The 25586-nt window shown below is 68.4% G+C and carries 22 protein-coding genes, 3 tRNA genes and 1 pseudogene; 19 read left to right on the top strand and 7 right to left on the bottom strand.

Annotated elements, in window-relative coordinates:
• Positions 1-104: pseudogene (locus tag ABZ441_RS16225) on the top strand (IS481 family transposase); the annotation flags it as partial.
• Positions 105-142: 38 nt separating this feature from the next.
• Positions 143-679: a helix-turn-helix domain-containing protein gene (locus ABZ441_RS16220; protein WP_358973596.1), complete on the top strand. Its 537-nt coding sequence runs from the start codon at positions 143-145 to the stop codon at positions 677-679.
• Positions 680-702: 23 nt separating this feature from the next.
• Here ABZ441_RS16220 and ABZ441_RS16215 read toward each other — a convergent pair whose 3' ends face one another.
• From ABZ441_RS16215 to ABZ441_RS16195, 5 genes are all read right to left on the bottom strand, one after another.
• Positions 703-1725: an SMP-30/gluconolactonase/LRE family protein gene (locus ABZ441_RS16215; protein WP_358973593.1), complete on the bottom strand. Its 1023-nt coding sequence runs from the start codon at positions 1723-1725 to the stop codon at positions 703-705.
• Between the two features lie 306 nt (positions 1726-2031).
• Complete coding sequence (locus ABZ441_RS16210) at positions 2032-3264, bottom strand: MFS transporter (protein ID WP_358973590.1); 1233 nt, start codon at positions 3262-3264, stop codon at positions 2032-2034.
• Between the two features lie 369 nt (positions 3265-3633).
• Complete coding sequence (locus tag ABZ441_RS16205) at positions 3634-4296, bottom strand: DedA family protein (RefSeq protein WP_358973586.1); 663 nt, start codon at positions 4294-4296, stop codon at positions 3634-3636.
• A 177-nt stretch (positions 4297-4473) separates the two neighbouring features.
• Entirely contained in the window at positions 4474-5130 is a 657-nt protein-coding gene (locus ABZ441_RS16200) for an SDR family oxidoreductase (protein ID WP_358973583.1), read from the bottom strand.
• Positions 5131-5164: 34 nt separating this feature from the next.
• The gene (locus ABZ441_RS16195) at positions 5165-6388 is read right to left on the bottom strand and encodes a hydrolase (protein ID WP_358973580.1); all 1224 of its coding nucleotides are present in this window, start codon (positions 6386-6388) and stop codon (positions 5165-5167) included.
• A 295-nt stretch (positions 6389-6683) separates the two neighbouring features.
• Here ABZ441_RS16195 and ABZ441_RS16190 point away from each other — a divergent pair.
• From ABZ441_RS16190 to ABZ441_RS16165, 6 genes are all read left to right on the top strand, one after another.
• Positions 6684-6756, top strand: a tRNA-Thr gene (locus ABZ441_RS16190).
• Positions 6757-6801: 45 nt separating this feature from the next.
• Positions 6802-6874, top strand: a tRNA-Met gene (locus tag ABZ441_RS16185).
• An 89-nt stretch (positions 6875-6963) separates the two neighbouring features.
• Positions 6964-7128, top strand: a complete 165-nt coding sequence (gene rpmG, locus ABZ441_RS16180) for a 50S ribosomal protein L33 (RefSeq protein WP_003956487.1) — start codon at positions 6964-6966, stop codon at positions 7126-7128.
• Between the two features lie 113 nt (positions 7129-7241).
• Positions 7242-7694: a MaoC family dehydratase N-terminal domain-containing protein gene (locus ABZ441_RS16175; RefSeq protein WP_358973577.1), complete on the top strand. Its 453-nt coding sequence runs from the start codon at positions 7242-7244 to the stop codon at positions 7692-7694.
• Positions 7694-8122 carry a MaoC family dehydratase gene (locus ABZ441_RS16170; RefSeq protein WP_358973574.1) on the top strand — a complete coding sequence of 143 codons (429 nt, stop codon included), beginning with the start codon at positions 7694-7696 and terminating at the stop codon, positions 8120-8122. The genes ABZ441_RS16175 and ABZ441_RS16170 overlap by 1 nt, the downstream gene beginning before the upstream one ends.
• Positions 8123-8196: 74 nt before the next feature.
• The gene (locus tag ABZ441_RS16165; RefSeq protein WP_358973571.1) at positions 8197-9252 is read left to right on the top strand and encodes a UDP-N-acetylmuramate dehydrogenase; all 1056 of its coding nucleotides are present in this window, start codon (positions 8197-8199) and stop codon (positions 9250-9252) included.
• A 27-nt stretch (positions 9253-9279) separates the two neighbouring features.
• On the opposite strand, the gene ABZ441_RS16160 is transcribed toward ABZ441_RS16165, so the two are convergent.
• On the bottom strand, positions 9280-10293 hold the full coding sequence (locus ABZ441_RS16160; protein ID WP_205018336.1) for an adenosine deaminase: 1014 nt from the start codon (positions 10291-10293) through the stop codon (positions 9280-9282).
• A 124-nt stretch (positions 10294-10417) separates the two neighbouring features.
• On the bottom strand, positions 10418-11644 hold the full coding sequence (locus ABZ441_RS16155) for a pyridoxal phosphate-dependent aminotransferase (RefSeq protein ID WP_358973566.1): 1227 nt from the start codon (positions 11642-11644) through the stop codon (positions 10418-10420).
• Between the two features lie 213 nt (positions 11645-11857).
• Here ABZ441_RS16155 and ABZ441_RS16150 point away from each other — a divergent pair.
• From ABZ441_RS16150 to rpsG, 11 genes are all read left to right on the top strand, one after another.
• A tRNA-Trp gene (locus tag ABZ441_RS16150) sits at positions 11858-11930 on the top strand.
• 106 nt (positions 11931-12036) lie between these two features.
• The gene (secE, locus tag ABZ441_RS16145) at positions 12037-12324 is read left to right on the top strand and encodes a preprotein translocase subunit SecE (RefSeq protein ID WP_358973563.1); all 288 of its coding nucleotides are present in this window, start codon (positions 12037-12039) and stop codon (positions 12322-12324) included.
• Between the two features lie 74 nt (positions 12325-12398).
• On the top strand, positions 12399-13310 hold the full coding sequence (gene nusG, locus ABZ441_RS16140) for a transcription termination/antitermination protein NusG (RefSeq protein ID WP_358973560.1): 912 nt from the start codon (positions 12399-12401) through the stop codon (positions 13308-13310).
• Positions 13311-13488: 178 nt separating this feature from the next.
• Positions 13489-13923, top strand: coding sequence for a 50S ribosomal protein L11 (rplK, locus tag ABZ441_RS16135; RefSeq protein WP_205018340.1), 435 nt, complete (start codon positions 13489-13491; stop codon positions 13921-13923).
• An 82-nt stretch (positions 13924-14005) separates the two neighbouring features.
• A complete protein-coding gene (rplA, locus tag ABZ441_RS16130; protein ID WP_103517762.1) occupies positions 14006-14728 on the top strand; it encodes a 50S ribosomal protein L1 in 723 nt (240 codons plus the stop codon).
• 389 nt (positions 14729-15117) lie between these two features.
• On the top strand, positions 15118-15675 hold the full coding sequence (rplJ, locus tag ABZ441_RS16125) for a 50S ribosomal protein L10 (protein WP_358973555.1): 558 nt from the start codon (positions 15118-15120) through the stop codon (positions 15673-15675).
• 82 nt (positions 15676-15757) lie between these two features.
• Entirely contained in the window at positions 15758-16141 is a 384-nt protein-coding gene (rplL, locus tag ABZ441_RS16120) for a 50S ribosomal protein L7/L12 (RefSeq protein WP_103517760.1), read from the top strand.
• Positions 16142-16750: 609 nt separating this feature from the next.
• Positions 16751-20236, top strand: a complete 3486-nt coding sequence (gene rpoB / locus ABZ441_RS16115) for a DNA-directed RNA polymerase subunit beta (protein ID WP_358973551.1) — start codon at positions 16751-16753, stop codon at positions 20234-20236.
• Positions 20237-20364: 128 nt separating this feature from the next.
• Positions 20365-24264, top strand: coding sequence for a DNA-directed RNA polymerase subunit beta' (locus tag ABZ441_RS16110; protein WP_031096337.1), 3900 nt, complete (start codon positions 20365-20367; stop codon positions 24262-24264).
• A gap of 476 nt (positions 24265-24740) precedes the next feature.
• Entirely contained in the window at positions 24741-25112 is a 372-nt protein-coding gene (gene rpsL / locus ABZ441_RS16105) for a 30S ribosomal protein S12 (protein ID WP_003948652.1), read from the top strand.
• Positions 25113-25114: 2 nt separating this feature from the next.
• A complete protein-coding gene (rpsG, locus tag ABZ441_RS16100) occupies positions 25115-25585 on the top strand; it encodes a 30S ribosomal protein S7 (RefSeq protein WP_014154599.1) in 471 nt (156 codons plus the stop codon).
• Position 25586 lies beyond the last annotated feature (1 nt).

Here is a 25586-nt window from a genome sequence, read left to right as displayed (position 1 = left end):
ACCCCGCCTGGCTCCACACCTACAATCACCACCGCGGACACACCGCACTCAAGGGCCAACCACCCGCCAGCCGCGTCCCCAACCTCACAGGGCAGAACACCTAGTGCCCGCCGAGCGGCGGCCCGCGAATCACGGGCCGAAGGTGGCTGCCCGCAACAGGGACGCTCTGATCGCCGCCGCGCGGGAGATCTACGCGGCCCACGGGCTGGATGCTCCGCTGTCCGCGATCGCGCGTCGCGCGGGGGTCGGGCAAGGCGTCCTGTACCGGCACTTCCCCGACCGTGCGGCCGTGGCGATCGCCGTCCTGGAGGAGAACGTGCGGCAGATCGAGCAGGCGGCCGCGGCCGAAGGCGCGTCGTTCGACGACGTCCTCGGCGTGCTGACCTGGCACCTGACGGGGTCGGCCGCGTTCCTGGGCCTGTTGCACACCAACGGGGCCACCGGCCACGCGGACGCCCTCGCCCACGCCCTGGTCCTGTCGGGCAGGGTCGAGGCCGCTGTGCGGCAACACCTGCCGAAGGGGCACCGGCTGAGTGCCTCGACCGACCTCATGCTCGCCGTCGCCATGGTCTCCGGCGCCGTCAGCGGCCCCACACGCGAGGTGCGGGAACGCCGTGCGGTGGCGGCCTGGCGGATGCTCGGCGTCGAGGTGGGGCCGGTGCGGCCCTTCGAGGGGTGAGGAAGCGGCGCCGGAGTGGGGTGTCAGCCGCCGTTGGACTGCCGTACACCCTTCGCCAGCGCGTCGAAGGTGTACAGGAATCCGCCGGCCGGCCCGCTGACGGTCATGTACGCCCTGGTCCCGCCGGGCGTGATCGCCACGTTCGTCGCCGACTCGAGCCCCTTGGCGCGGGCGGGGACCTCGATGGTCGCAAGGCGCTCGCCGTGCCGGTCGTACACGACCATGGCCGCCCGGCCGTGCAGCGCCTGATAGATGTTTCCGGCCGCGTCCACGGCGATCGAGTCGGTCTGGGCGATCCCGCCGTCCACGCGTACGGCGGTGTGCTTGGAAGCCACGCCACCCTTGCCGTCGAGGCGGAGGTAGGAAATCCGATTCTGCGTGAGCTCGCTGATCCACAACCCCTCGTAGTCGGCGTCGAAGGAGACACCGTTCGTCGAGGCCAGCCCCTCGGCCAGAACGGTCGACTCCTTGCCGTCCCGCTCGATCCGCACCACACGCCCGTGCGCGTCGCCCGTGGACAGGCCGCGTGAGTCGCTGACGTACAGGTTGCCCTCCTCGTCGAAGGCGATGTCGTCGGGGTTCATCCGCGCTCCGTCGACGTCCCCGGAGAAGAAGGTCCGCGGGTCGCTTCCGTCCGGGGCCAGGCTGACGACCTCACCGTGCGCGTAGTCGGTCAGGTAGAGGCGGCCGTCGTACGGGCTGAACTGGGCCGAGGTGTAGGCCCCTCGGGCGTCCGTGTGAACCGCCTGTGACGTCCTCTTCCTCACGTCCACGCGGATGACTTTCGGCTTCCCCGCAGGGGCGGTGACGTCGACGACGAGCAGCTTGCCGGTCCCGTCGAAGGTCGGGCCCTCCAGCAGGGTCATCCCGGTCTCCTCGTGCACCTTCGTCAACTGCATGACCTCGTGGGCGCGGATGGTCCTGTCCGCACCGGCGACTGCGGGTGTGCTGTCGGCGGGGTCACCTGTTTCCGTACCGCATCCGGTGAGGACCAGCGTGCCGACGGTGGCGAGCACCGCGAGGGACCGGACCGGGATTCGTCGCATGGGGGGATCACTCTTCCTGTCTGCGGGGGAGCCCGTCGGCCGAGAGGATCGCGTCGCCCGCACGGGGGCGCGGATGCGCCCTGCACGTCTGTCATGGTTCGTCCGTGCCGCAACCGGACAGCTCTGTCCGGTAGTTGTCACGGTAGCGGACGGCCGCTGGATCCGGGCCGCCGATCGATGGGCTCGATTTCGCGGTGTGACGACAGGTCGGTGCTGCGGCAGGCAGGAGGAACTCGCCGCACCGGGGCTCACCCACGACCGCCGGACGCCCCGAGCGGATCAGCCGCGGACGGCCGGGCTCGTCGATCAGTGGGAGTGCCGCTCGGCGGCCCCGCGTGGAGTCGGCGATCCGTCATCAGTGCGGCGCCGCAACAGATAGGCGCCGGCGCAGGTGACCAGGACGGCCATGCAGGCGATGAAGATCAGCCCCGCGTCCTGGAGGCCGATGTGACTGGACAGGACACCCACCCCGATCACCGGCAGGGAGATGCCCGCGTACGCCACCACGAACAGCGCCGAGATGACCGCCGCCCGCCGGTCCGCGGGTGATGCCGCGGCCACCTGGGACAGGGAGGCCCTGAAGGCCAGCCCCTGGCCCGAGCCGCCGATGAGCGCGCTCAGCACGACCAGGGGCAGCAGCTGCCACCACAGGGCGGCCGCGAGCAGTGCCAGTCCGCCGAGCAGACCCGCGCAGCCCAGTGGCAGCGACCGCCGTTCCCCGATCCTGCCGACCACCGACTGCCCCGCGATCGAGGCGAAAAAGGCCAGTGCGACGATCAGCCCGCTCACCGCGCGGTTGTCCACGTCCAGGAACTGGGAGAGCAACGCCGGGCTGACCGACGTGAACACCCCGAACAGCGCGAACCCCACGAAGGACGCGAGCGCCGCCGGCCTGAACACCGCCCGGACCTCCGGCGGCAGTCCCGGCCGCTGCGGCCGGACGGTGTTCAGAGGCTGCCGCTCGCCCACGGTCTCCCGCAGGCGGAACAGGACGACCGCCGAGACGGACAGCAGCGCCAGGTGCACGACGAACGGCAGGTGCAGCGGCCAGGGCGCGTACTGAGCGAGGACCCCGGCCAGCAGCGGGCCGCAGCCCAGGCCTCCCATGTTGGCCGCCGTCGCCACGAACGAGGCCCTGGGCGAGCCCCTGCCGGGCGCCAGTTCCATGACGTACGCCGTGGCCGCCCCGGTGAACAACCCGGCCGACAGGCCCGACATGAGCCGGCCCGCGTAGAGCCAGCCCAGGGCGCTGGCGCACAGGAAGCAGATGGCGCTCGCCGCCGCGCAGGCCAGGCCCCACAGCAGCACGGGGCGTCTGCCCACCGCGTCGGAGGCGTTTCCCGCCAGCAGCAGCACCCCGATGACACCGAAGGCGTACACGGCGTACACCACGGTCACCGTCAGCTCGGAGAACCCGAGCTCGTCCTGGTAAAGGCTGTAGAGGGGCGTCGGCAGAGTGGTCCCCGCCATGCACACCGCGAACACCGCCCCGCTGAGGTAACAGGGGAGCCAACCTCGGCGATCAGGGCCACCGTCCATGCGCCCGACGCTATCCCGCGGACGCTCCGTGGGACCGGAACGCCTCGCGGCGCGAGTGCCGGACGGCTCCCCGACGGACAGACCCTCCAGGCCACTTCGCGCAGCTTCGCGAGCCTTCTTCTTCGGCGACCGCTTCCCCGGGCACTACGAGGCCGCAGACCGGAGGATCCTCCGCCACCTCACTGTCCGCAGCTGCGCCGGGCCAGGTACCGCGACTCCTGGTGCGCCCGGCGCGGACCGGTGTGCCTCCTCGTGCGCGCGGGCTGCTGGGTTTCGGTGTCGTCCTGGGGGACGTTCAGCAGGAGGGGCCCGAGACCGATGCCCGCCGGAAGGACGTACAGAAGTCCGGCCAGGTGTGCCCGGGTGAGGTCATGAACTGCGGCGGTGCTGTGTGCGGTCGGTGCCGCGCAGTCGCATGACCACGTACGTCGCGACGGCCGCGACCACCAGGACCAGCACGGCCTTGGAGGCGAACCCGACGTAGGTCTCCACCGCCTCCCACCGGTCGCCCAGCCAGTAACCGGCCATCACCAGAACGGAGTTCCAGATCAGGCTGCCGAGCGTGGTCAGCATGACGAAGACGTGCAGAGGCATGCGCTCCACGCCGGCGGGGACGGAGATGAGGCTGCGGAAGATCGGCACCATGCGGCCGAAGAAGACCGCTTTGGTGCCGTGCTTCGCGAACCACTCCTCCGTGCGTACCAGGTCGGAGGCCTTCACCAGCGGCAGCTTCCCCCAGAGGGCGTGCATGCGCTCGCGCCCGAAGGCCATGCCGATCCAGTAGAGGACCACCGCTCCCACGACCGAGCCGAGCGTGGTCCAGAACAACGCCGAAGCCAGGCTGAGGACGCCCTGTCCTGCGGCGAACCCGGTCAGCGGCAGGATCACTTCGCTCGGCAGCGGCGGGAAGAGGTTCTCCAGGGCGATGGCCAGACCGGCTCCGGGGCCGCCCATGGTGTCGACGAGTCCGGTGGCCCAGCCCGCGATGCCGCCCGCGGGTTCCTTCGGCAGAGCCGGGTACGTGAGATGCATGTGAGGCTCCAAGCCGCCGGTCGGTCACTCCGGGGCATGTGCCCCGATCACCCTCCACGTGAGGAACCACGGTTGGGCGGTCGGTACAAGGATGCCCGCCCGGTACGGTGCGGCTTTCCGCGGGCCCGGCCTCCGGGGAACCGCACGTGCGGGGCCGTCGCCCGCGCGGTTCCGGGCTCAGTTGCCCGCGACGTCCTTCACCGAGACCGCCACCGGCTTGCTCCCGCTGATCAGTTCCAGCGTCAGGCCCGCCGTCGCCGGGGTGTCCAGCAGCTCCATCAGCACCGCCGCCACGTCGTCGCGGGGGATCGGGCCACGGCCCGTCGAGGCGGCGAGCAGGACCTGGCCCGTTCCGGCGTCGTTCGTGAGCATCCCGGGGCGCAGGATCGTCCAGTCCAGACCGCTCATGGAGCGTACGTACGCGTCCGCCTCGCCCTTGGCCCGCTGGTAGATGTCGAAGACCTCGTCGCCCGTGTGATCGGGGTCGGCGCCCATGGAGGACACCACGACGTAGCGCCGCACGCCCGCCGCTTCCGCCGCGTCCGCGAAGAGCACGGCCGCTCCGCGGTCCACCGTGTCCTTGCGAGCCGAGCCGCTGTCCGGGCCGGCCCCCGCCGCGAAGACCACGGCGTCCGCCCCTCTCAGGACCTCCGCCGCCTCCTCGACGGACGCCGATTCGAGGTCGAGCACGACGGGTTCGGCACCTGCCGCTCTCAGATCCTCGCCCTGCTGAGGGTTGCGGATGACGCCCACCGCTTCGTCACCGCGCGCGGCGAGCAACCGCTCGAGCCGCAGCGCGATCTGACCATGTCCACCTGCAATGACAATGCGCATGCTTCCGACCGTACGCCGCCGTGCGCGCTCCCGCTCAAGGCCCGCCGCCGGGGCCCGGCCAGGGGCGTGCCTGACGGGGGAGATCGAGAGCGGCCGCGGCGGCTCCGGAATCGCGGTACTCGCGTACGGCGCTGGTCCGCGCCACCACGCGCCCTCGGTGCACCACGATCCTGCTGTACGCGAGGGAGAGTGCCCCGGCCAGACCGTCCCCGCGCACGGCGAGCAGCTCGGCGGGGAAGCCGGCCTCGACGCGTACGCCCGGCAGGCCCAGTGCCGCTCTGGCGGTCCCGGAGACGGCGTCGTAGGCGTGCGCGGGGTCGAGCCCCTCCCGCGAGGCCAGCAGATACGCCGCCTCCAGGGGGTCGCCGCGGCCGACCGGGTTGGAGAGGTCGCGCAGGGCTCCGCCGCCCGCCGCCACCCGCACTCCCGCCGCGCGCAGAAGCCGCACGGGCGGCGTGCCGCGGAGCCGGGCGCCGGAGCACCCGCCCTGGGGGAGGCAGACCACGGTCACGGCGGCGGCGGCGAGCCGGTCGGCCGCACGGGCCGCCTCGTCGCTCGGAAGCCGAGAGAGGCCCGTACAGGGGCCCAGGCAGACGCCGGGGCGGTGTCCGGCGGCCATGGCCGCAAGGCGGGCGAGGCGACCGGGGTCGTCACCGTCCGTGTGCAGGTCGACGGCGAGGCCGTGGGCGGCGGCGAGAGTCAGGACCGCCTCGGTGTGACCGGCCGGATCGGGGTCGAGGTCGGGCGAGCCGCCGATCACGCCCGCCCCCGCCTCCACGGCGTCACGGAGCACGGCGAGGCCGTCCGCGCCCGCGACGCCGGTGAGGAGCCGGGGTACGGCGACCGCGGTCAGGGCGGTGAGCCCCCGCAGGGAACGGCGGGCCGCAAGGACGCCTTCGAGTGGCCCGAGTCCCTGCGCGTCGCCGACGCGTACATGGGCGCGCTGTGCGGTCGCACCATGGCTGAGCTGGAGCAGCGCCGCCTCGGTGGCACGGCGCCGGACGTCCTCGGCCCGGTGGGAGGGCGGGCCCTGGGACGTGCCGGTGAGTGCGGTGTCGGCGTGGGCGTGGGGCTCGGCGGGGGCGGGCAGCAGGAGGTAGCCGCGCAGGTCCAGACGGGTCCCCCGGGCGGTGAGGCTGCCCGCCCTCCCGACGGCCTCGATGCGCGGACCGGCGATCCGCACGTCCACGGTCCGGCCGTCCGTGAGCCGCGCCCCGCTGAGGAGGAGGGCGTGCGGGCCGCCGGGACTTTCGGGCATCGCGCCGCTCCTGGAAGGAATCAAGATCACGCAGGGGCGGCCGAGCCTAGGCGGGGGCTCGCTCCGCTCCGAGGAGGAGGGCATTAGTCATATGAATGTGGCCCTGCGGGGCGGACGGTGGGAGATGGGCCGCGGGGCTCGCTGACGCCCTCGGCGGCAGTGGCGTCCGGGCTGATCAAGGGCCTGATCAGGGGGTCGCCGCAGGGGTCGGCCGGAGGGCGGGAGGGAGGCCGCAGCGGGTGACGGAAACGGATTTGGGCGATCGGCGAGAGACCGTGTAATGTCTTCCTCGCTCGCCCCAATAGCTCAGTCGGTAGAGCGTCTCCATGGTAAGGAGAAGGTCTGCGGTTCGATTCCGCATTGGGGCTCTGGTGATCGGGTAACCCCGCTTCGGCGGGGAAGCCCGGCATCAAAGCGGTGTAGCTCAGTCGGTAGAGCAAGCGGCTCATAATCGCTGTGTCACCGGTTCAAGTCCGGTCACCGCTACTAACGGTAGCCGATTGTGGGGTCGGTCCTTCGATCGGCTACTCTTTTATGCGTTCATCCGTCCATCCGTCCGTCCAAGGAGCACTCACGTGGCTGCCACCGACGTCCGCCCGAAGATCACGCTGGCCTGCGTGGAGTGCAAGGAGCGGAACTACATCACCAAGAAGAACCGGCGTAACAACCCGGACCGTCTTGAGATGAAGAAGCACTGCCCGCGCTGCAACTCGCACACGGCGCACCGCGAAACGCGCTGAATCAGGCTCGTACACGAGGCCGTCCCCACTGGGGGCGGCCTCGTGTCGTTTTATCCGGGGGCTCGGGGTGATCTACTCGCCCCATTCGACTTTCATCAGGAGGTACCGGGCTCATGGCGCTCGACCAGTCCTTCGTGGGGCGGACCTATCCGCCCACCCCGGCGTACGAGGTCGGCCGGGAGAAGATCCGGGAGTTCGCGGAAGCGGTGGGTGACGACAACCCCGCGTACGTGGACCCGGAAGCAGCCAAGGCGCTGGGGCATCAGGATGTGATCGCTCCGCCCACATTCGTGTTCTCGATCACCTTCAGGGCCGCCGGTCAGGTGATCCAGGACCCGCAGCTGGGCCTGGACTACAGCCGTGTGGTCCACGGCGACCAGAAGTTCACCTACGTGCGCCCGGTACGGGCGGGGGACCGGCTGACGGTCACCTCGACCATCGAGGGGATCAAGACGATGGCGGGCAACGACATCGTGGACATCCGCGGCGAGGTGCACGACGAGTCGGGTGAACACGTCGTGACCGCGTGGACGAAGCTGGTGGCACGTGCCGCCGAGGAGGCGTGATGACGGCGAGCATCGCTTACGGGGCGGTCGAGGTCGGTACGGAGCTGCCGACGCAGTCGTTCCCGGTGACCCGGGCGACGCTGGTGCAGTACGCGGGCGCCTCCGGGGACTTCAACCCGATCCACTGGAACGAGAAGTTCGCGCGCGAGGTCGGACTGCCGGACGTGATCGCACACGGCATGTTCACCATGGCCGAGGCGATCCGGGTGGTCACGGACTGGGCCGGTGACCCCGGTGCGGTCGTCGAGTACGGCGTGCGGTTCACCAAGCCGGTCGTCGTCCCGAACGACGACACCGGGGCGCTGGTCGAGGTCAGCGGCAAGGTCGCAGCGAAGCTGGACGACAACCTGGTCCGGGTCGACCTCACGGCGATGAGCGACGGCAAGAAGGTGCTGGGCATGTCCCGCGCCGTCGTCCGCCTCGCCTGAACGTCACCGCCGCACCCGGCTCGTACGTACGGTCCACGCCCCGGTCGCGGGACGTGGACCGTACTCTTGTCCCCGTGCAGGAACTCCACGACGCCCCCCTCGCCCCCCTGACCACCTTCCGCCTCGGCGGCCCGGCCGACCGCCTTCTGACGGCCACCACGGACGCGGAGGTGATCGCGGCCGTGGGCGAAGCCGACGACAGCGGTACCCCTCTGCTGGTCATCGGCGGCGGATCCAACCTGGTCATCGGCGACAAGGGCTTCGACGGAACGGCCCTGCGTATCGCGACCAAGGGCTTCGAGCTCTCCGGCACGTCGCTCGAACTGGCGGCCGGCGAGGTCTGGACCGACGCCGTGGCACGTACGGTCGGGGCGGGGCTGGCCGGGATCGAGTGCCTCGCCGGGATCCCCGGATCCGCCGGTGCCACACCGATCCAGAACGTCGGCGCCTACGGGCAGGAGGTGTCCTCGGTCATCACCGAGGTCGTCGCCTACGACCGGCACACCCGGGAGACGGTCACCCTTCCGAACGAGGCCTGCGCGTTCTCGTACCGCCACAGCCGCTTCAAGGCCGAACCCGACCGCTTCGTCGTGCTCCGCGTGCGGTTCGCCCTGGAGGACGCGGGCGGGCAGTCCGCGCCCCTGCGCTACCCCGAGACCGCGAGGGCCATGGGCGTCGAACAGGGCGACCGCGTCGCCGCTGCCTCGGCCAGTGAAACCGTCCTCCGGCTGAGGGCGGGCAAGGGGATGGTCCTCGACCCGGAGGACCATGACACCTGGTCGGCCGGATCCTTCTTCACCAACCCGGTCCTCGACGAGGCGGAGCACGCGGCCTTCCTCACCCGCGCCGGTGAGCGTCTGGGCACGGGCGTCACGCCCCCCGCCTTCCCCGCCGGCGACGGCCGGGTGAAGACCTCGGCCGCCTGGCTGATCGACAAGGCGGGCTTCACCAAGGGGTACGGCGCGGGCCCCGCACGGATCTCCACCAAGCACACGCTCGCCCTCACCAACCGTGGCGGCGCGACCACCGAGGACCTGCTGGCCCTGGCCCGCGAGGTCGTCGCCGGCGTCCACGATGCCTTCGGCGTCACCCTCGTCAACGAGCCGGTGACGGTAGGCGTCAGCCTGTAGCCGGTCGCGCGCCGCTGCCGAGCGGCGTCAGCCGGCCAGCCACGCGTCGATCCCGCCCAGCAGCCGCTCGCGCACGTCGACGGGCGCGACCGAACCGCGTACGGACTGCCGGGCCAGCTCGGCCAGTTCCTCGTCGGTGAAGGCGTGGTGGCGTCGCACGAGGTCGTACTGCGCCGCCAGCCGGGAACCGAAGAGCAGCGGGTCGTCCGCGCCGAGCGCCATCGGCACCCCGGCGTCGAACAGTGTGCGCAGGGGTACGTCGGTGGGCTTCTCGTAGACGCCGAGCGCCACGTTGGAGGCCGGGCAGACCTCGCAGGTCACCCCCCGCTCCGCGAGCTCGCGCAACAGCCTCGGATCCTCGGCCGCCCGGACGCCGTGCCCGATCCGGGCCGCGTCGAGGTCGTCCAGGCAGTCCCGGACGCTGGAGGGACCGGAGAGTTCGCCGCCGTGCGGAGCGGCGATCAGGCCGCCCTCACGGGCGATGGCGAAGGCGCGGTCGAAGTCGCGGGCCATCCCCCGGCGTTCGTCGTTGGAGAGCCCGAAGCCGATGACGCCCTGATCCGCGTACCGCACGGCGAGCCGGGCCAGCGTCCGGGCGTCCAGCGGATGCTTCATCCGGTTCGCCGCGATGACCACCCGGATCCCCAGCCCGGTGTCGCGGGCCGCTCGGTCCACGGCGTCCAGAATGATCTCGATCGCCGGGATCAGCCCGCCGAGCAGCGGGGCGTACGAGGTCGGGTCGACCTGGATCTCCAGCCAACCGGCGCCGTCCGCGACGTCCTCCATGGCGGTCTCGCGCACGAGCCGCTGGATGTCCTCCGGCTCGCGCAGGCAGGACCGGGCGATGTCGTAGAGGCGCTGGAAGCGGAACCAGCCGCGCTCGTCCGTGGCCCGTAGTTTCGGCGGTTCGCCTCCGGTCAGCGCCTCGGGCAGGCGCACCCCGTACTTGTCCGCCAGTTCGAGCAGGGTGGTGGGCCGCATCGACCCGGTGAAGTGCAGGTGCAGATGGGCCTTGGGCAACCGCCGTACGTCACGCTCCATCGGAAGATCTTGCCGCACGCGAGGGGTATCGCGATAGCGGGATCCCCCTGTGAGTTACGGCCCGAACGAAAAGGCGACCCCCGGCCGGAGCCGGGGGTCGCCTTCTCGGTGCGGTCGCCATCCGTCAGGCGCGGGCCTCGCCCAGCAGCTTCTGGATCCGCGAGATGCCCTCGACCAGGTCGTCGTCGCCCAGTGCGTAGGACAGCCGCAGGTACCCCGGCGTACCGAACGCCTCGCCCGGCACCACGGCGACCTCGGCCTCTTCCAGGATGAGGGCCGCGAGCTCGACGGAGTCCGCAGGGCGCCTTCCGCGGATCTCCTTGCCGAGGAGCTCCTTCACCGACGGGTACGCGTAGAAGGCGCCCTCGGGCTCCGGGCACAGCACGCCGTCGATCTCGTTGAGCATCCGCACGATCGTCCTGCGGCGGCGGTCGAAGGCGGTCCGCATCTCGGCGACCGCGTCCAGCGGCCCGGAGACCGCTGCGAGCGCCGCGGCCTGCGAGACGTTGCTGACGTTGGAGGTGGCGTGGGACTGCAGGTTGGTCGCGGCCTTCACGACGTCCTTGGGACCGATGATCCAGCCCACCCGCCAGCCGGTCATGGCGTACGTCTTGGCCACGCCGTTGACCACGATGCACTTGTCGCGAAGCTCCGGCACGACCGCGGGGAGCGAGGTGAAGGTCGAGTCGCCGTAGACCAGGTGCTCGTAGATCTCGTCCGTCATCACCCACAGCCCGTGCTCGACGGCCCAGCGGCCGATCGCCTCGGTGTCGGCCGCGTCGTAGACGGCGCCCGTCGGGTTGGACGGCGACACGAAGAGGACGACCTTGGTGCGCTCGGTGCGCGCCGCTTCGAGCTGCTCGACCGAGACCCGGTAGCCGGTGGTCTCGTCGGCCACGACCTCCACCGGGACACCGCCGGCGAGACGGATCGACTCGGGGTACGTCGTCCAGTACGGGGCGGGGACGATGACCTCGTCGCCCGGGTCGAGGATCGCGGCGAACGCCTCGTAGATGGCCTGCTTCCCGCCGTTCGTCACCAGGATCTGCGAGGTCTCGACCTCGTAGCCGGAGTCGCGCAGGGTCTTCGCCGCGATGGCGGCCTTGAGCTCGGGGAGCCCGCCCGCAGGGGTGTAGCGGTGGTACTTCGGGTTGCGGCACGCCTCGATGGCGGCGTCCACGATGTAACCGGGCGTCGGGAAGTCGGGCTCGCCGGCGCCGAAACCGATCACCGGACGGCCGGCGGCCTTGAGGGCCTTGGCCTTGGCGTCGACGGCGAGGGTGGCGGACTCGGAGATCGCACCGATGCGGGCCGAGACCCGGCGCTCGGACGGAGAAGTTGCAGCGCTCATGCCCCCATGCTCGCAGACCGGAAAAGCCCTCGGCACAGGGGTTTCAGGGACCGGACAGGACTCGGACAGCATCCGGACAGGACCGGTCGGTTGTTGTCTGTTCGACGCGGCGCCCCCGAGCACGTACACTCACCTGTCGTTGGCCTTCATCAGCCGCACCGTTTTCCCAACCGGACCGCCGGGGAAGATGCGGTAGGTTGGTGGAAACCACAAAGGGTCGTAGCTCAATTGGTAGAGCACTGGTCTCCAAAACCAGCGGTTGGGGGTTCAAGTCCCTCCGGCCCTGCTACACACTCCTTCGCCAGGATGTGTGCGCATGTACGTACTTCAATGCACCGCCGTGCGGCTCCACCGGGCGCGGCACGGCCACGACCCGGAATCAGGTGAGTAGCGTGACGGACGCCGTGGGCTCCATCGACATGCCTGATGCCGAGGACGAAACCCCCGAGTCGAAGAAGAAGGCCCGGAAGGGCGGCAAGCGCGGCAAGAAGGGTCCTCTGGGCCGTCTCGCGCTGTTCTACCGCCAGATCGTCGCCGAGCTCCGCAAGGTCGTATGGCCCACGCGCAGCCAGCTGTCCACGTACACGGCCGTGGTGATCATGTTCGTGGTCGTCATGATCGGTCTCGTCACCGTGATTGACTTCGGATTTGCGCGGGTCATCAAGTACGTCTTCGGCTGATCCCCGCGGAGGGCGCCTCATCGGCGCCCCTTTCGCATGTTCCACCCATTTGTATCCAGGAAGAAGCAGCCATCGTGTCTGACCCGAACCTGAACGACGACGCCGAGCCCACGGCGAGCGCCGTCGAGTCCGCCGAGGACGAGCTCGACATCGTCGAGGCGGCGGACGCCGTGGCCCCGGACCAGGTCGACGCTGCTGACGACGCTGCGGGCGAGCCCGCCGAGCAGGACGCCGTGCGCGCCGAGTCCGACGAGGACACAGAGGACACAGAGGTCGCGGAGGACGAGGAAGCCGCAGAGGACGACGAGGCGGCGGACGAGTCCGACGCCGACGACGAGTCCGCTGAGGAGGCCGAGCCGGCCGCCCCCGTCGACGCCGTCGCCGCCCTGCGCGACGAGCTGCGTGGACTTCCCGGCGAGTGGTACGTCATCCACACGTACGCCGGCTACGAGAAGCGCGTGAAGGCCAACCTGGAGCAGCGCGCCGTCTCGCTCAACGTCGAGGACTTCATCTACCAGGCCGAGGTGCCCGAGGAAGAGATCGTCCAGATCAAGAACGGTGAGCGGAAGAACGTCCGTCAGAACAAGCTCCCGGGATACGTCCTGGTGCGCATGGACCTGACGAACGAGTCCTGGGGTGTTGTCCGCAACACGCCCGGTGTCACCGGCTTCGTGGGCAACGCCTACGACCCGTACCCGCTGACCCTGGACGAGATCGTCAAGATGCTCGCCCCCGAGGCCGAGGAGAAGGCGGCCCGCGAGGCGGCCGAGGCCGAGGGCAAGCCGGCGCCGGCCCGCAAGGTCGAGGTGCAGGTCCTGGACTTCGAGGTGGGCGACTCGGTCACCGTCACCGACGGCCCGTTCGCGACCCTGCAGGCGACGATCAACGAGATCAACGCGGACTCGAAGAAGGTCAAGGGCCTCGTCGAGATCTTCGGTCGCGAGACCCCGGTCGAGCTGAGCTTCGACCAGATCCAGAAGAACTGACGGGCTTTCCGCCAGTCTTCGGACACATGCTTACCGAGCAGGTCAGACAGGCTTCGCAGCCGGTCTGACCTGCTCGGTTTTTGGTCGCGCAGCTATACCCGTTATCGTTGCGCGGTATGCCTCCATCCGGATGACCGGAATGGCGGCGAAACACTCTCACTAGGACCCGGAGAGAGCAATGCCTCCCAAGAAGAAGAAGATCACGGGGCTTATCAAGCTCCAGATCAACGCCGGTGCGGCCAACCCGGCGCCGCCGGTCGGTCCCGCACTGGGCCAGCACGGCGTCAACATCATGGAGTTCTGCAAGGCCTACAACGCCGCGACCGAGTCGCAGCGTGGCATGGTCGTGCCGGTGGAGATCACGGTCTACGAGGACCGCTCCTTCACCTTCATCACCAAGACTCCGCCGGCCGCCAAGCTGATCCTCAAGGCCGCGGGTGTGGACAAGGGCTCCGGCGAGCCGCACAAGACCAAGGTCGCCAAGCTCACGGCCGACCAGGTCCGCGAGATCGCCACGACCAAGCTCCCCGACCTGAACGCCAACGACCTCGACGCCGCGTCGAAGATCATCGCTGGCACCGCCCGTTCCATGGGCATCACGGTCGAAGGCTGAGTCAGCCCCGTAGCCCCACAGTGGTAGGACCAAGCGCTGGTCCGCACCACGACTCCACACTCTGAAAACCACAGGAGTAGATGTGAAGCGCAGCAAGAACCTCCGCGCTGCGGACGCGAAGATCGACCGGGAGCGTACCTACGCCCCGCTCGAGGCCGTCCGTATCGCCAAGGACACCGCCGCCACCAAGTTCGACGGCACCGTCGAGGTCGCGTTCTGCCTGGGTGTCGACCCTCGCAAGGCCGACCAGATGGTCCGTGGCACCGTGAACCTCCCGCACGGCACCGGCAAGACCGCCCGGGTCCTGGTCTTCGCGACCGGTGACCGTGCTGCGGCCGCGGAAGCCGCGGGCGCCGACATCGTCGGCGCCGACGAGCTCATCGACGAGGTGGCGAAGGGCCGTCTGGACTTCGACGCCGTCGTCGCCACGCCGGACCTCATGGGCAAGGTCGGCCGCCTGGGCCGCGTGCTCGGTCCGCGTGGTCTGATGCCGAACCCGAAGACCGGCACCGTCACCCCCGATGTCGTCAAGGCTGTCAACGACATCAAGGGCGGAAAGATCGAGTTCCGCGTCGACAAGCACTCGAACCTGCACTTCATCATCGGAAAGACCTCTTTCGATGACACGAAGCTGGTCGAGAACTACGGCGCGGCCCTCGAGGAGATCCTCCGTCTGAAGCCGTCCGCCGCGAAGGGTCGCTTCATCAAGAAGGCGACCATGAGCACGACGATGGGCCCCGGCATTCCGCTGGACGCCAACCGCGTGCGCAACCTCCTCGTCGAGGAGGACCCGGCCGCCGTCTGAGCCCCCGTGCTCAGCCGGTAGCCGCGTCACGGCACAGGACGGGCCCCGCAGCCTCTTCGGAGGGTGCGGGGCCCGTCCTCGTACGGCCGGCCCTGGGCCGCCCGAGCAGCCCTCAAACCTCTCGCGCCGGTCGAACCGGGACGGATTTGCTCCCGACGGCCCCGGTCGCGTACGCTCACCAGGAAGCCAAAGACCGCTGGTCGTCGCCGCGCTCTCGCGAGAGGGACGGTGACCGAAGGTTCCGCTAGATCGGACGACCTGCGCAGGTGACTGTGTAACGCTCCCGGACTCCGTCCGGTCGAGCCGCGCCCTGGCACTTGTGCTGGGGCGTTTCGTCTTTCCCGGCCCCTTCTGAGCGGTCCTCATCACCCGGAAGGAGGCCGACGCTCATGGCAAGGCCCGACAAGGCTGCCGCGGTAGCCGAGCTGACGGACCAGTTCCGCAGCTCGAACGCCGCCGTGCTGACCGAGTACCGGGGTCTCACCGTGGCGCAGCTCAAGACGCTGCGTCGTTCGCTCGGTGAGAACGCCCAGTACGCCGTGGTGAAGAACACGCTGACCAAGATTGCGGCCAACGAGGCCGGGATCAACACGCTGGACGACCTGTTCGCAGGTCCGACGGCGGTTGCCTTCATCACCGGTGACCCGGTGGAGTCGGCGAAGGGTCTTCGTGACTTCGCCAAGGACAACCCCAACCTCATCATCAAGGGCGGTGTCCTTGACGGTAAGGCGCTGTCCGCCGATGAGATCAAGAAGCTCGCGGACCTCGAGTCCCGCGAGGTTCTGCTCTCCAAGCTGGCCGGTGCTTTCAAGGGCAAGCAGACGCAGACTGCGCAGCTCTTCCAGGCTCTGCCTTCGAAGTTCGTCCGCACCGCGGAAGCGCTTCGTGCCAAGAAGGAAGAGCAGGGCGGTGCCGGTACTCCGGCTCCCGCCGAGGCTGCCGAGTAACCACTCGGTGGTCCAGCGGGCACCACGTACGCCCGCCGACATATACATCCGGCACCTGCCGAATTAGTGGAAGGACGCCATCATGGCGAAGCTCAGCCAGGAAGACCTGCTCGCCCAGTTCGAGGAGCTCACCCTCATCGAGCTCTCCGAGTTCGTTAAGGCGTTCGAGGAGAAGTTCGACGTCACCGCCGCCGCCGCGGTCGCCGTCGCCGGTCCCGCCGCGGGTGGCCCCGCCGCCGAGGCCGAGGCCGAGCAGGACGAGTTCGACGTCATCCTCACGGGTGCCGGCGAGAAGAAGATCCAGGTCATCAAGGTCGTGCGTGAGCTGACCTCGCTGGGTCTCAAGGAGGCCAAGGACCTCGTGGACGGCGCCCCGAAGCCCGTCCTCGAGAAGGTCGCCAAGGAGGCCGCCGAGAAGGCTGCCGAGTCCCTCAAGGGCGCCGGCGCCTCCGTCGAGGTCAAGTGACCCTGCGAGTCATCTGACTCCTCAGGACCGTCCCTGCCGCAAGGCGGAGATGTCACATCGCAAAGGGCGATCACCCATCCGGGTGATCGCCCTTTGGCGTGGCCCAAGAGGCTGCCTTGATCTTCGGCCCCCGGCGAGTAGGGTGATCTTCGCCGTGCGTTTCTCCGGGAGCGCCGGGGGCGTCAACAGGCGTCCTTCGGGCGCAGGTGAAGATCGGTGGACGTCCGCGGGGGCCCCGGGGCCTTGACGAACCGCACGCGGAGCGCGATTCTCAGGACGCGTCGTCATCTCGATCCGTATCCGAGGCATGGATCGTGAGCGAAGAGGGCAGTAAAGAAGAGCGCACACCGCGCGAGGGCTATTCATAGGTGTTGAGAACAGCTGTTGAGAGCAACGTGGGTCTCTGAGAACCCCGACTGGACATCAGTGTGGCGTTTGGCTACACTGACCCTTTGCGCTGCCTGTTAGCTGCCTCCTGCCCGTCACCAGGGGCATGCCCACGCTCAGCACCGATGACCGGATTATCCCTGACCTTGGGTTTCCTGTCTCTGTGTGCGGCTTGGGGCCGGTACGCGCGTAGTGAGTCCGAGCCCTCGGAAGGACCCCCTCTTGGCCGCCTCGCGCAACGCCTCGACCTCGAATACGAACAACGGTGCCAGCACCGCCCCGCTGCGCATCTCTTTTGCAAAGATCAAGGAGCCCCTCGAGGTTCCGAACCTCCTCGCGCTGCAGACCGAGAGCTTCGACTGGCTCCTGGGCAACGCCGCCTGGAAGGCTCGCGTCGAGGCTGCTCTGGACAGTGGACAAGACGTCCCCACCAAGTCCGGCCTGGAGGAAATCTTCGAGGAGATCTCCCCGATCGAGGACTTCTCCGGGTCGATGTCGCTCACGTTCCGCGACCACCGCTTCGAGCCCCCGAAGAACTCGATCGACGAGTGCAAGGAGCGCGACTTCACGTTCGCCGCGCCGCTCTTCGTCACGGCCGAGTTCACCAACAACGAGACCGGCGAGATCAAGTCCCAGACGGTCTTCATGGGCGACTTCCCGCTCATGACCAACAAGGGCACCTTCGTCATCAACGGCACCGAGCGTGTCGTCGTGTCGCAGCTCGTGCGCTCGCCGGGTGTCTACTTCGACTCCTCCATCGACAAGACGTCCGACAAGGACATCTTCTCCGCCAAGATCATCCCGTCCCGGGGTGCCTGGCTGGAGATGGAGATCGACAAGCGCGACATGGTCGGTGTGCGCATCGACCGTAAGCGCAAGCAGTCCGTCACCGTCCTCCTGAAGGCTCTCGGTTGGACCACCGAGCAGATCCTCGAGGAGTTCGGCGAGTACGAGTCCATGCGCGCCACCCTGGAGAAGGACCACACCCAGGGCCAGGACGACGCGCTGCTCGACATCTACCGCAAGCTGCGTCCGGGCGAGCCGCCCACGCGCGAGGCTGCTCAGACGCTGCTCGAGAACCTCTACTTCAACCCGAAGCGTTACGACCTCGCGAAGGTCGGCCGCTACAAGGTGAACAAGAAGCTCGGCGCCGACGAGCCGCTCGACGCCGGTGTTCTCACCAGCGACGACATCATCGCCACCATCAAGTACCTGGTGAAGCTGCACGCCGGTGAGACCGAGACGGTCGGTGAGTCCGGTCGTTCGATCATGGTCGAGACCGACGACATCGACCACTTCGGCAACCGTCGTATCCGTAACGTCGGTGAGCTGATCCAGAACCAGGTCCGTACGGGTCTCGCCCGTATGGAGCGTGTCGTGCGCGAGCGCATGACCACCCAGGACGTCGAGGCGATCACGCCGCAGACCCTGATCAACATCCGGCCGGTCGTCGCCTCCATCAAGGAGTTCTTCGGCACCAGCCAGCTGTCGCAGTTCATGGACCAGAACAACCCGCTGTCGGGGCTGACGCACAAGCGTCGTCTGAACGCCCTCGGCCCGGGTGGTCTGTCCCGTGAGCGGGCCGGCTTCGAGGTCCGTGACGTTCACCCGTCGCACTACGGCCGTATGTGCCCGATCGAGACGCCCGAAGGCCCGAACATCGGTCTGATCGGCTCGCTGGCCTCCTACGGGCGCATCAACCCGTTCGGTTTCATCGAGACGCCGTACCGCAAGGTCGTCGAGGGTGTCGTCACCGACGACGTCGACTACCTGACGGCCGACGAGGAAGACCGCTTCGTGATCGCCCAGGCGAACGCGACGCTGTCCGAGGACATGCGCTTCACCGAGGCCCGCGTCCTGGTCCGCCGTCGTGGCGGAGAGATCGACTACATCCCCGGTGACGACGTCGACTACATGGACGTCTCGCCGCGCCAGATGGTGTCGGTCGCGACCGCGATGATCCCGTTCCTCGAGCACGACGACGCCAACCGCGCCCTCATGGGCGCGAACATGATGCGTCAGGCCGTCCCGCTCATCAAGAGCGAGGCGCCGCTGGTCGGTACCGGCATGGAGTACCGCTGCGCCACCGACGCCGGCGACGTGCTCAAGGCGGAGAAGGCGGGTGTGGTTCAGGAGGTCTCCGCGGACTACATCACCGTGACGAACGACGACGGCACGTACACCACGTACCGCATCGCCAAGTTCTCGCGCTCCAACCAGGGCACCTCGGTCAACCAGAAGGTCGTCGTCTCCGAGGGCGACCGTGTGATCGAGAGCCAGGTCCTCGCCGACGGGCCCGCCACCGAGAACGGTGAGATGGCGCTCGGCAAGAACCTGCTCGTGGCGTTCATGCCGTGGGAGGGTCACAACTACGAGGACGCGATCATCCTGTCGCAGCGCCTCGTGCAGGACGACGTCCTCTCCTCGATCCACATCGAGGAGCACGAGGTCGACGCCCGTGACACCAAGCTCGGCCCGGAGGAGATCACCCGGGACATCCCGAACGTCTCCGAAGAGGTCCTCGCGGACCTCGACGAGCGCGGCATCATCCGTATCGGTGCCGAGGTCGTCGCCGGCGACATCCTCGTCGGCAAGGTCACGCCCAAGGGTGAGACCGAGCTGACCCCGGAGGAGCGTCTGCTCCGTGCCATCTTCGGCGAGAAGGCGCGCGAGGTGCGCGACACCTCGCTCAAGGTCCCGCACGGCGAGATCGGCAAGGTCATCGGCGTCCGCGTCTTCGACCGCGAAGAGGGCGACGAGCTGCCGCCGGGCGTGAACCAGCTGGTCCGCGTCTACGTCGCGCAGAAGCGCAAGATCACCGATGGTGACAAGCTCGCCGGCCGTCACGGCAACAAGGGCGTCATCTCGAAGATCCTCCCGATCGAGGACATGCCGTTCCTTGAGGACGGCACCCCGGTCGACATCATCCTCAACCCGCTGGGTGTCCCGTCCCGAATGAACCCGGGACAGGTCCTGGAGATCCACCTCGGCTGGCTCGCCAGCCGCGGCTGGGACGTCTCCGGCCTCGGTGACGAGTGGGCCCAGCGCCTGCAGGCCATCGGCGCCGACCAGGTCGCCCCCGGCACCAACGTCGCCACGCCCGTCTTCGACGGTGCGCGCGAGGACGAGATCACCGGCCTCTTCCAGGCCACGATCCCGAACCGCGACGGCGACCGGCTGGTCCAGCCCTCGGGCAAGGCCAACCTGTACGACGGCCGCTCCGGTGAGCCGTTCCCCGAGCCGGTCTCGATCGGCTACATGTACATCCTCAAGCTGCACCACCTGGTCGACGACAAGCTCCACGCGCGCTCGACCGGCCCGTACTCCATGATCACGCAGCAGCCGCTGGGTGGTAAGGCGCAGTTCGGTGGTCAGCGATTCGGTGAGATGGAGGTGTGGGCCCTTGAGGCTTACGGCGCCGCATACGCCCTCCAGGAACTCCTGACGATCAAGTCCGACGACGTCACCGGCCGCGTCAAGGTCTACGAGGCGATCGTCAAGGGCGAGAACATCCCCGAGCCCGGCATTCCCGAGTCCTTCAAGGTGCTCATCAAGGAGATGCAGTCGCTCTGCCTCAACGTGGAGGTGCTGTCCTCGGACGGCATGTCCATCGAGATGCGCGACACGGACGAGGACGTCTTCCGCGCGGCGGAGGAGCTCGGTATCGACCTGTCCCGGCGAGAGCCGAGCAGCGTCGAAGAGGTCTGACGGGTTGGCCGGCCGGATCCCAGTGATCCGGCCGGCTCTCCCCGGACCCGTTCAGACCATTGCTGAAGTGCCCCGATTTCTCGCTCAGGCGAGGGGGCTCGAACCCCCGAAAGAGGGATTGACGACAAGTGCTCGACGTCAACTTCTTCGACGAGCTGCGGATCGGCCTTGCCACCGCGGACGACATCCGGACCTGGTCCCACGGCGAAGTGAAGAAGCCGGAGACCATCAACTACCGCACGCTCAAGCCCGAGAAGGACGGACTCTTCTGCGAGAAGATCTTCGGTCCGACCCGGGACTGGGAGTGCTACTGCGGCAAGTACAAGCGTGTCCGCTTCAAGGGCATCATCTGTGAGCGCTGTGGCGTAGAGGTCACGCGCGCCAAGGTGCGCCGTGAGCGCATGGGTCACATCGAGCTTGCCGCTCCCGTCACCCACATCTGGTACTTCAAGGGCGTCCCGTCGCGCCTGGGCTACCTGCTGGACCTCGCGCCGAAGGACCTCGAGAAGGTCATCTACTTCGCCGCGTACATGATCACGTTCGTCGACGAGGAGCGCCGCACGCGCGACCTCCCGTCGCTGGAGGCACACGTCTCCGTCGAGCGCCAGCAGGTCGAGAACCGTCGCGACTCGGACCTCGAGAACCGCGCCAAGAAGCTCGAGACCGACCTGGCCGAGCTCGAGGCCGAGGGTGCCAAGGCCGACGTGCGCCGCAAGGTGCGCGAAGGTGCCGAGCGTGAGATGAAGCAGCTGCGCGACCGTGCGCAGCGCGAGATCGACCGTCTCGACGAGGTGTGGAGCCGCTTCAAGAACCTCAAGGTCCAGGACCTCGAGGGCGACGAGCTGCTCTACCGCGAGCTGCGTGACCGCTTCGGCACGTACTTCGACGGCTGCATGGGCGCCGCCGCGCTGCAGAAGCGCCTGGAGTCCTTCGACCTCGACGAGGAGGCCGAGCGCCTCCGCGAGATCATCCGTACCGGCAAGGGCCAGAAGAAGACCCGTGCGCTCAAGCGCCTCAAGGTCGTCTCCGCGTTCCTGCAGACCAGCAACAAGCCCAAGGGCATGGTGCTCGACTGCGTACCGGTCATCCCGCCGGACCTGCGTCCGATGGTGCAGCTGGACGGTGGCCGCTTCGCGACCTCCGACCTGAACGACCTGTACCGCCGTGTGATCAACCGCAACAACCGCCTCAAGCGTCTCCTTGACCTCGGTGCCCCCGAGATCATCGTGAACAACGAGAAGCGGATGCTGCAGGAGGCCGTCGACGCGCTGTTCGACAACGGCCGCCGTGGTCGCCCGGTCACCGGTCCCGGTAACCGCCCCCTGAAGTCCCTCAGCGACATGCTGAAGGGCAAGCAGGGCCGTTTCCGTCAGAACCTCCTCGGCAAGCGCGTGGACTACTCCGCGCGTTCCGTGATCGTCGTCGGTCCGCAGCTCAAGCTGCACCAGTGCGGTCTGCCGAAGGCGATGGCGCTGGAGCTCTTCAAGCCGTTCGTGATGAAGCGCCTGGTGGACCTGAACCACGCGCAGAACATCAAGTCGGCCAAGCGCATGGTCGAGCGCGGCCGCACCGTGGTGTACGACGTCCTCGAAGAGGTCATCGCCGAGCACCCGGTGCTGCTGAACCGTGCGCCCACCCTGCACCGCCTCGGCATCCAGGCCTTCGAGCCGCAGCTGGTCGAGGGCAAGGCCATCCAGATCCACCCGCTCGTCTGCACCGCGTTCAACGCGGACTTCGACGGTGACCAGATGGCCGTGCACCTGCCGCTCTCCGCGGAGGCGCAGGCCGAGGCCCGCATCCTGATGCTGTCCTCGAACAACATTCTGAAGCCGGCCGACGGTCGTCCCGTCACCATGCCGACCCAGGACATGGTGCTGGGTCTCTTCTTCCTCACCACGGACGAAGAGGGCCGCAACGTCAAGGGCACGGACCGCGCGTTCGGCTCCACGGCCGAGGCCACCATGGCCTTCGACGCCCGCGAGCTGTCGCTCCAGGCGAAGGTCGACATCCGCTTCCCGGTGGGCACCATGCCCCCGCGTGGCTGGGTGCCGCCGGTCGCCGAGGAGGGCGAGCCCGAGTACCAGCCGGGTGACACCTTCCGGCTGCGTACGAGCCTGGGCCGCGCGCTCTTCAACGAGCTGCTGCCCGAGGACTACCCGTTCGTCGACTACTCGGTGGGTAAGAAGCAGCTCTCCGAGATCGTCAACGACCTGGCCGAGCGCTACCCCAAGGTCATCGTGGCGGCGACGCTCGACAACCTGAAGGCGGCCGGTTTCCACTGGGCCACCCGCTCCGGTGTGACCGTGGCCATCTCCGACGTCGTCGTGCCCGAGGCCAAGAAGGCCATCGTCAAGGGCTACGAGGAGCAGGACGAGAAGGTCCAGAAGCAGTACGAGCGCGGTCTGATCACCAAGGACGAGCGCACGCAGGAGCTCATCGCGATCTGGACCAAGGCGACCAACGAGGTTGCCGAGGCGATGAACGCGAACTTCCCGAAGACGAACCCCATCTTCATGATGGTCGACTCGGGTGCCCGAGGAAACATGATGCAGATGCGTCAGATCGCGGGTATGCGTGGTCTGGTGTCGAACGCCAAGAACGAGACGATCCCGCGTCCCATCAAGGCGTCCTTCCGTGAGGGCCTCACCGTTCTGGAGTACTTCATCTCCACGCACGGTGCCCGTAAGGGTCTGGCGGACACCGCCCTGCGTACCGCCGACTCGGGTTACCTGACCCGTCGTCTGGTGGACGTCTCGCAGGACGTCATCATCCGCGAGGAGGACTGCGGCACCGACCGTGGCCTCAAGCTGAAGATCGCCGTGAAGGGCGCCGACGGTGTCCTGCGCAAGACGGACGACGTCGAGACCTCGGTCTACGCCCGCATGCTCGCCGAGGACGTCGTCGTCGACGGCAAGGTCATCGCGCCTGCCAACGTCGACCTCGGTGACGTCCTGATCGACGCCCTGGTGGGCGCCGGCGTCGAGGAGGTCAAGACCCGCTCGGTCCTGACCTGTGAGTCCGCGGTCGGCACCTGTGCCTTCTGCTACGGACGCTCGCTCGCCACCGGCAAGCTGGTCGACATCGGTGAGGCGGTCGGCATCATCGCCGCCCAGTCCATCGGTGAGCCCGGTACCCAGCTGACGATGCGTACCTTCCACACCGGTGGTGTGGCCGGTGACGACATCACGCAGGGTCTGCCCCGTGTCGTCGAGCTCTTCGAGGCGCGTACCCCCAAGGGTGTCGCCCCGATCTCGGAGGCCAAGGGCCGTGTCCGGATCGAGGAGACCGAGAAGACCAAGAAGCTCGTCGTCACGCCGGACGACGGCAGCGAGGAGACGCCGTTCCCGATCTCCAAGCGTGCCCGTCTGCTGGTCGGCGAGGGCGACGCGGTCGAGGTGGGCCAGAAGCTCACCGTCGGTGCCACGAACCCGCACGACGTGCTGCGGATCCTCGGTCAGCGCGCGGTCCAGGTCCACCTGGTCGGCGAAGTCCAGAAGGTCTACAACTCGCAGGGCGTGTCGATCCACGACAAGCACATCGAGATCATCATCCGGCAGATGCTGCGCCGCGTGACGATCATCGAGTCCGGCGACGCGGAGCTGCTGCCGGGCGAGCTCGTCGAGCGGTCGAAGTTCGAGGTCGAGAACCGTCGTGTGGTCACCGAGGGCGGTCACCCCGCCTCCGGCCGTCCGCAGCTGATGGGTATCACCAAGGCCTCGCTCGCCACCGAGTCGTGGCTGTCGGCGGCGTCCTTCCAGGAGACGACCAGGGTCCTGACCGACGCGGCGATCAACGCCAAGTCGGACTCCCTGATCGGCCTCAAGGAGAACGTCATCATCGGTAAGCTCATCCCGGCGGGTACGGGTCTGTCCCGCTACCGCAACATCCGGGTCGAGCCGACCGAGGAGGCCAAGGCCGCGATGTACTCGGCCGTCGGCTACGACGACATCGACTACTCGCCGTTCGGCACGGGCTCCGGCCAGGCCGTTCCGCTGGAGGACTACGACTACGGTCCGTACAACCAGTAGGTGTGAGTGAGAAGGGCGCCCATCCCGTCTTGTACGGGGTGGGCGCCCTTCTGCGTGTCCGGCAGACGCAGTGAGGTCGGTCACCCGCGGTGACGGATGCAGGTGTCGCCGACCGCGCGCTGGAGGCGGCACCCTGCCACAGTCCCGTCGTTTATGCTGGTGAGGAGCGCTGTGCCGGGTGATCCGACCCTGCGGGGGCGTGGGTGGCATGCCCGGCCGCACGGTCCGGGGGCCGGGGTGGACATCATTTGTTTTGACCCAGCTCCGTGAGGTAGGTACGCTCAAGCCTTGTGCCTGGGGTGTGCCTGGGCTCGGGTGCGTGTCCTCAACCGCATGGCGAGTCCGTAAGTGGCCACCGCAATCTGCTTCTCCGCTGTTTCACCGCAGGGGCGTGCAGTATTCGACACACCCGACCGCGTGGGTCGGCGAGTGTTCCAGGTTAGTTTCACGAACGGCACACAGAAACCGGAGAAGTAGTGCCTACGATCCAGCAGCTGGTCCGGAAGGGCCGGCAGGACAAGGTCGAGAAGAACAAGACGCCCGCGCTCGAGGGTTCGCCCCAGCGTCGTGGTGTCTGCACGCGTGTGTTCACGACCACCCCGAAGAAGCCGAACTCGGCGCTCCGTAAGGTCGCGCGTGTGCGTCTGACCTCCGGCATCGAGGTCACGGCCTACATCCCGGGTGAGGGACACAACCTGCAGGAGCACTCGATCGTGCTCGTGCGTGGCGGCCGTGTGAAGGACCTGCCGGGTGTTCGTTACAAGATCATCCGTGGTTCGCTCGACACCCAGGGTGTCAAGAACCGCAAGCAGGCCCGCAGCCGCTACGGCGCCAAGAAGGAGAAGTAAGAATGCCTCGTAAGGGCCCCGCCCCGAAGCGCCCGGTCATCATCGACCCGGTCTACAGCTCTCCTCTTGTCACCTCGCTGATCAACAAGATCCTCCTCGACGGCAAGCGTTCCACCGCCGAGCGGATCGTGTACGGCGCCATGGAAGGCCTCCGCGAGAAGACCGGTGCTGACCCGGTCATCACGCTGAAGCGCGCGCTTGAGAACGTCAAGCCCTCGCTCGAGGTCAAGTCCCGCCGTGTCGGTGGCGCCACCTACCAGGTGCCGATCGAGGTCAAGCCCGGTCGCGCCGCCACGCTCTCGCTGCGCTGGATCGTGGGTTACTCCCGCGCCCGTCGTGAGAAGACCATGACCGAGCGCCTCATGAACGAGCTGCTCGACGCCTCCAACGGTCTTGGCGCTGCCGTCAAGAAGCGCGAGGACACCCACAAGATGGCCGAGTCCAACAAGGCCTTCGCGCACTACCGCTGGTAGT

Source organism: Streptomyces sp. NPDC005752 (assembly GCF_040630715.1).
GTDB lineage: Bacteria > Actinomycetota > Actinomycetes > Streptomycetales > Streptomycetaceae > Streptomyces.
This window is presented reverse-complemented; position numbering and strand designations above follow the sequence as displayed.

Excerpts from the sequence above, each read along its gene's own strand:
- ABZ441_RS16215 (WP_358973593.1), bottom strand. The coding sequence starts at position 1,725 with ATGCGACGAATCCCGGTCCGGTCCCTCGCGGTGCTCGCCACCGTCGGC.
- ABZ441_RS16210 (WP_358973590.1), bottom strand. The coding sequence starts at position 3,264 with ATGGACGGTGGCCCTGATCGCCGAGGTTGGCTCCCCTGTTACCTCAGC.
- ABZ441_RS16205 (WP_358973586.1), bottom strand. The coding sequence starts at position 4,296 with ATGCATCTCACGTACCCGGCTCTGCCGAAGGAACCCGCGGGCGGCATC.
- ABZ441_RS16200 (WP_358973583.1), bottom strand. The coding sequence starts at position 5,130 with ATGCGCATTGTCATTGCAGGTGGACATGGTCAGATCGCGCTGCGGCTC.
- ABZ441_RS16195 (WP_358973580.1), bottom strand. The coding sequence starts at position 6,388 with ATGCCCGAAAGTCCCGGCGGCCCGCACGCCCTCCTCCTCAGCGGGGCG.
- ABZ441_RS16175 (WP_358973577.1), top strand. The coding sequence starts at position 7,242 with ATGGCGCTCGACCAGTCCTTCGTGGGGCGGACCTATCCGCCCACCCCG.
- ABZ441_RS16170 (WP_358973574.1), top strand. The coding sequence starts at position 7,694 with ATGACGGCGAGCATCGCTTACGGGGCGGTCGAGGTCGGTACGGAGCTG.
- ABZ441_RS16160 (WP_205018336.1), bottom strand. The coding sequence starts at position 10,293 with ATGGAGCGTGACGTACGGCGGTTGCCCAAGGCCCATCTGCACCTGCAC.
- ABZ441_RS16155 (WP_358973566.1), bottom strand. The coding sequence starts at position 11,644 with ATGAGCGCTGCAACTTCTCCGTCCGAGCGCCGGGTCTCGGCCCGCATC.
- rplK (WP_205018340.1), top strand. The coding sequence starts at position 13,489 with ATGCCTCCCAAGAAGAAGAAGATCACGGGGCTTATCAAGCTCCAGATC.
- rplJ (WP_358973555.1), top strand. The coding sequence starts at position 15,118 with ATGGCAAGGCCCGACAAGGCTGCCGCGGTAGCCGAGCTGACGGACCAG.
- rplL (WP_103517760.1), top strand. The coding sequence starts at position 15,758 with ATGGCGAAGCTCAGCCAGGAAGACCTGCTCGCCCAGTTCGAGGAGCTC.
- rpsG (WP_014154599.1), top strand. The coding sequence starts at position 25,115 with ATGCCTCGTAAGGGCCCCGCCCCGAAGCGCCCGGTCATCATCGACCCG.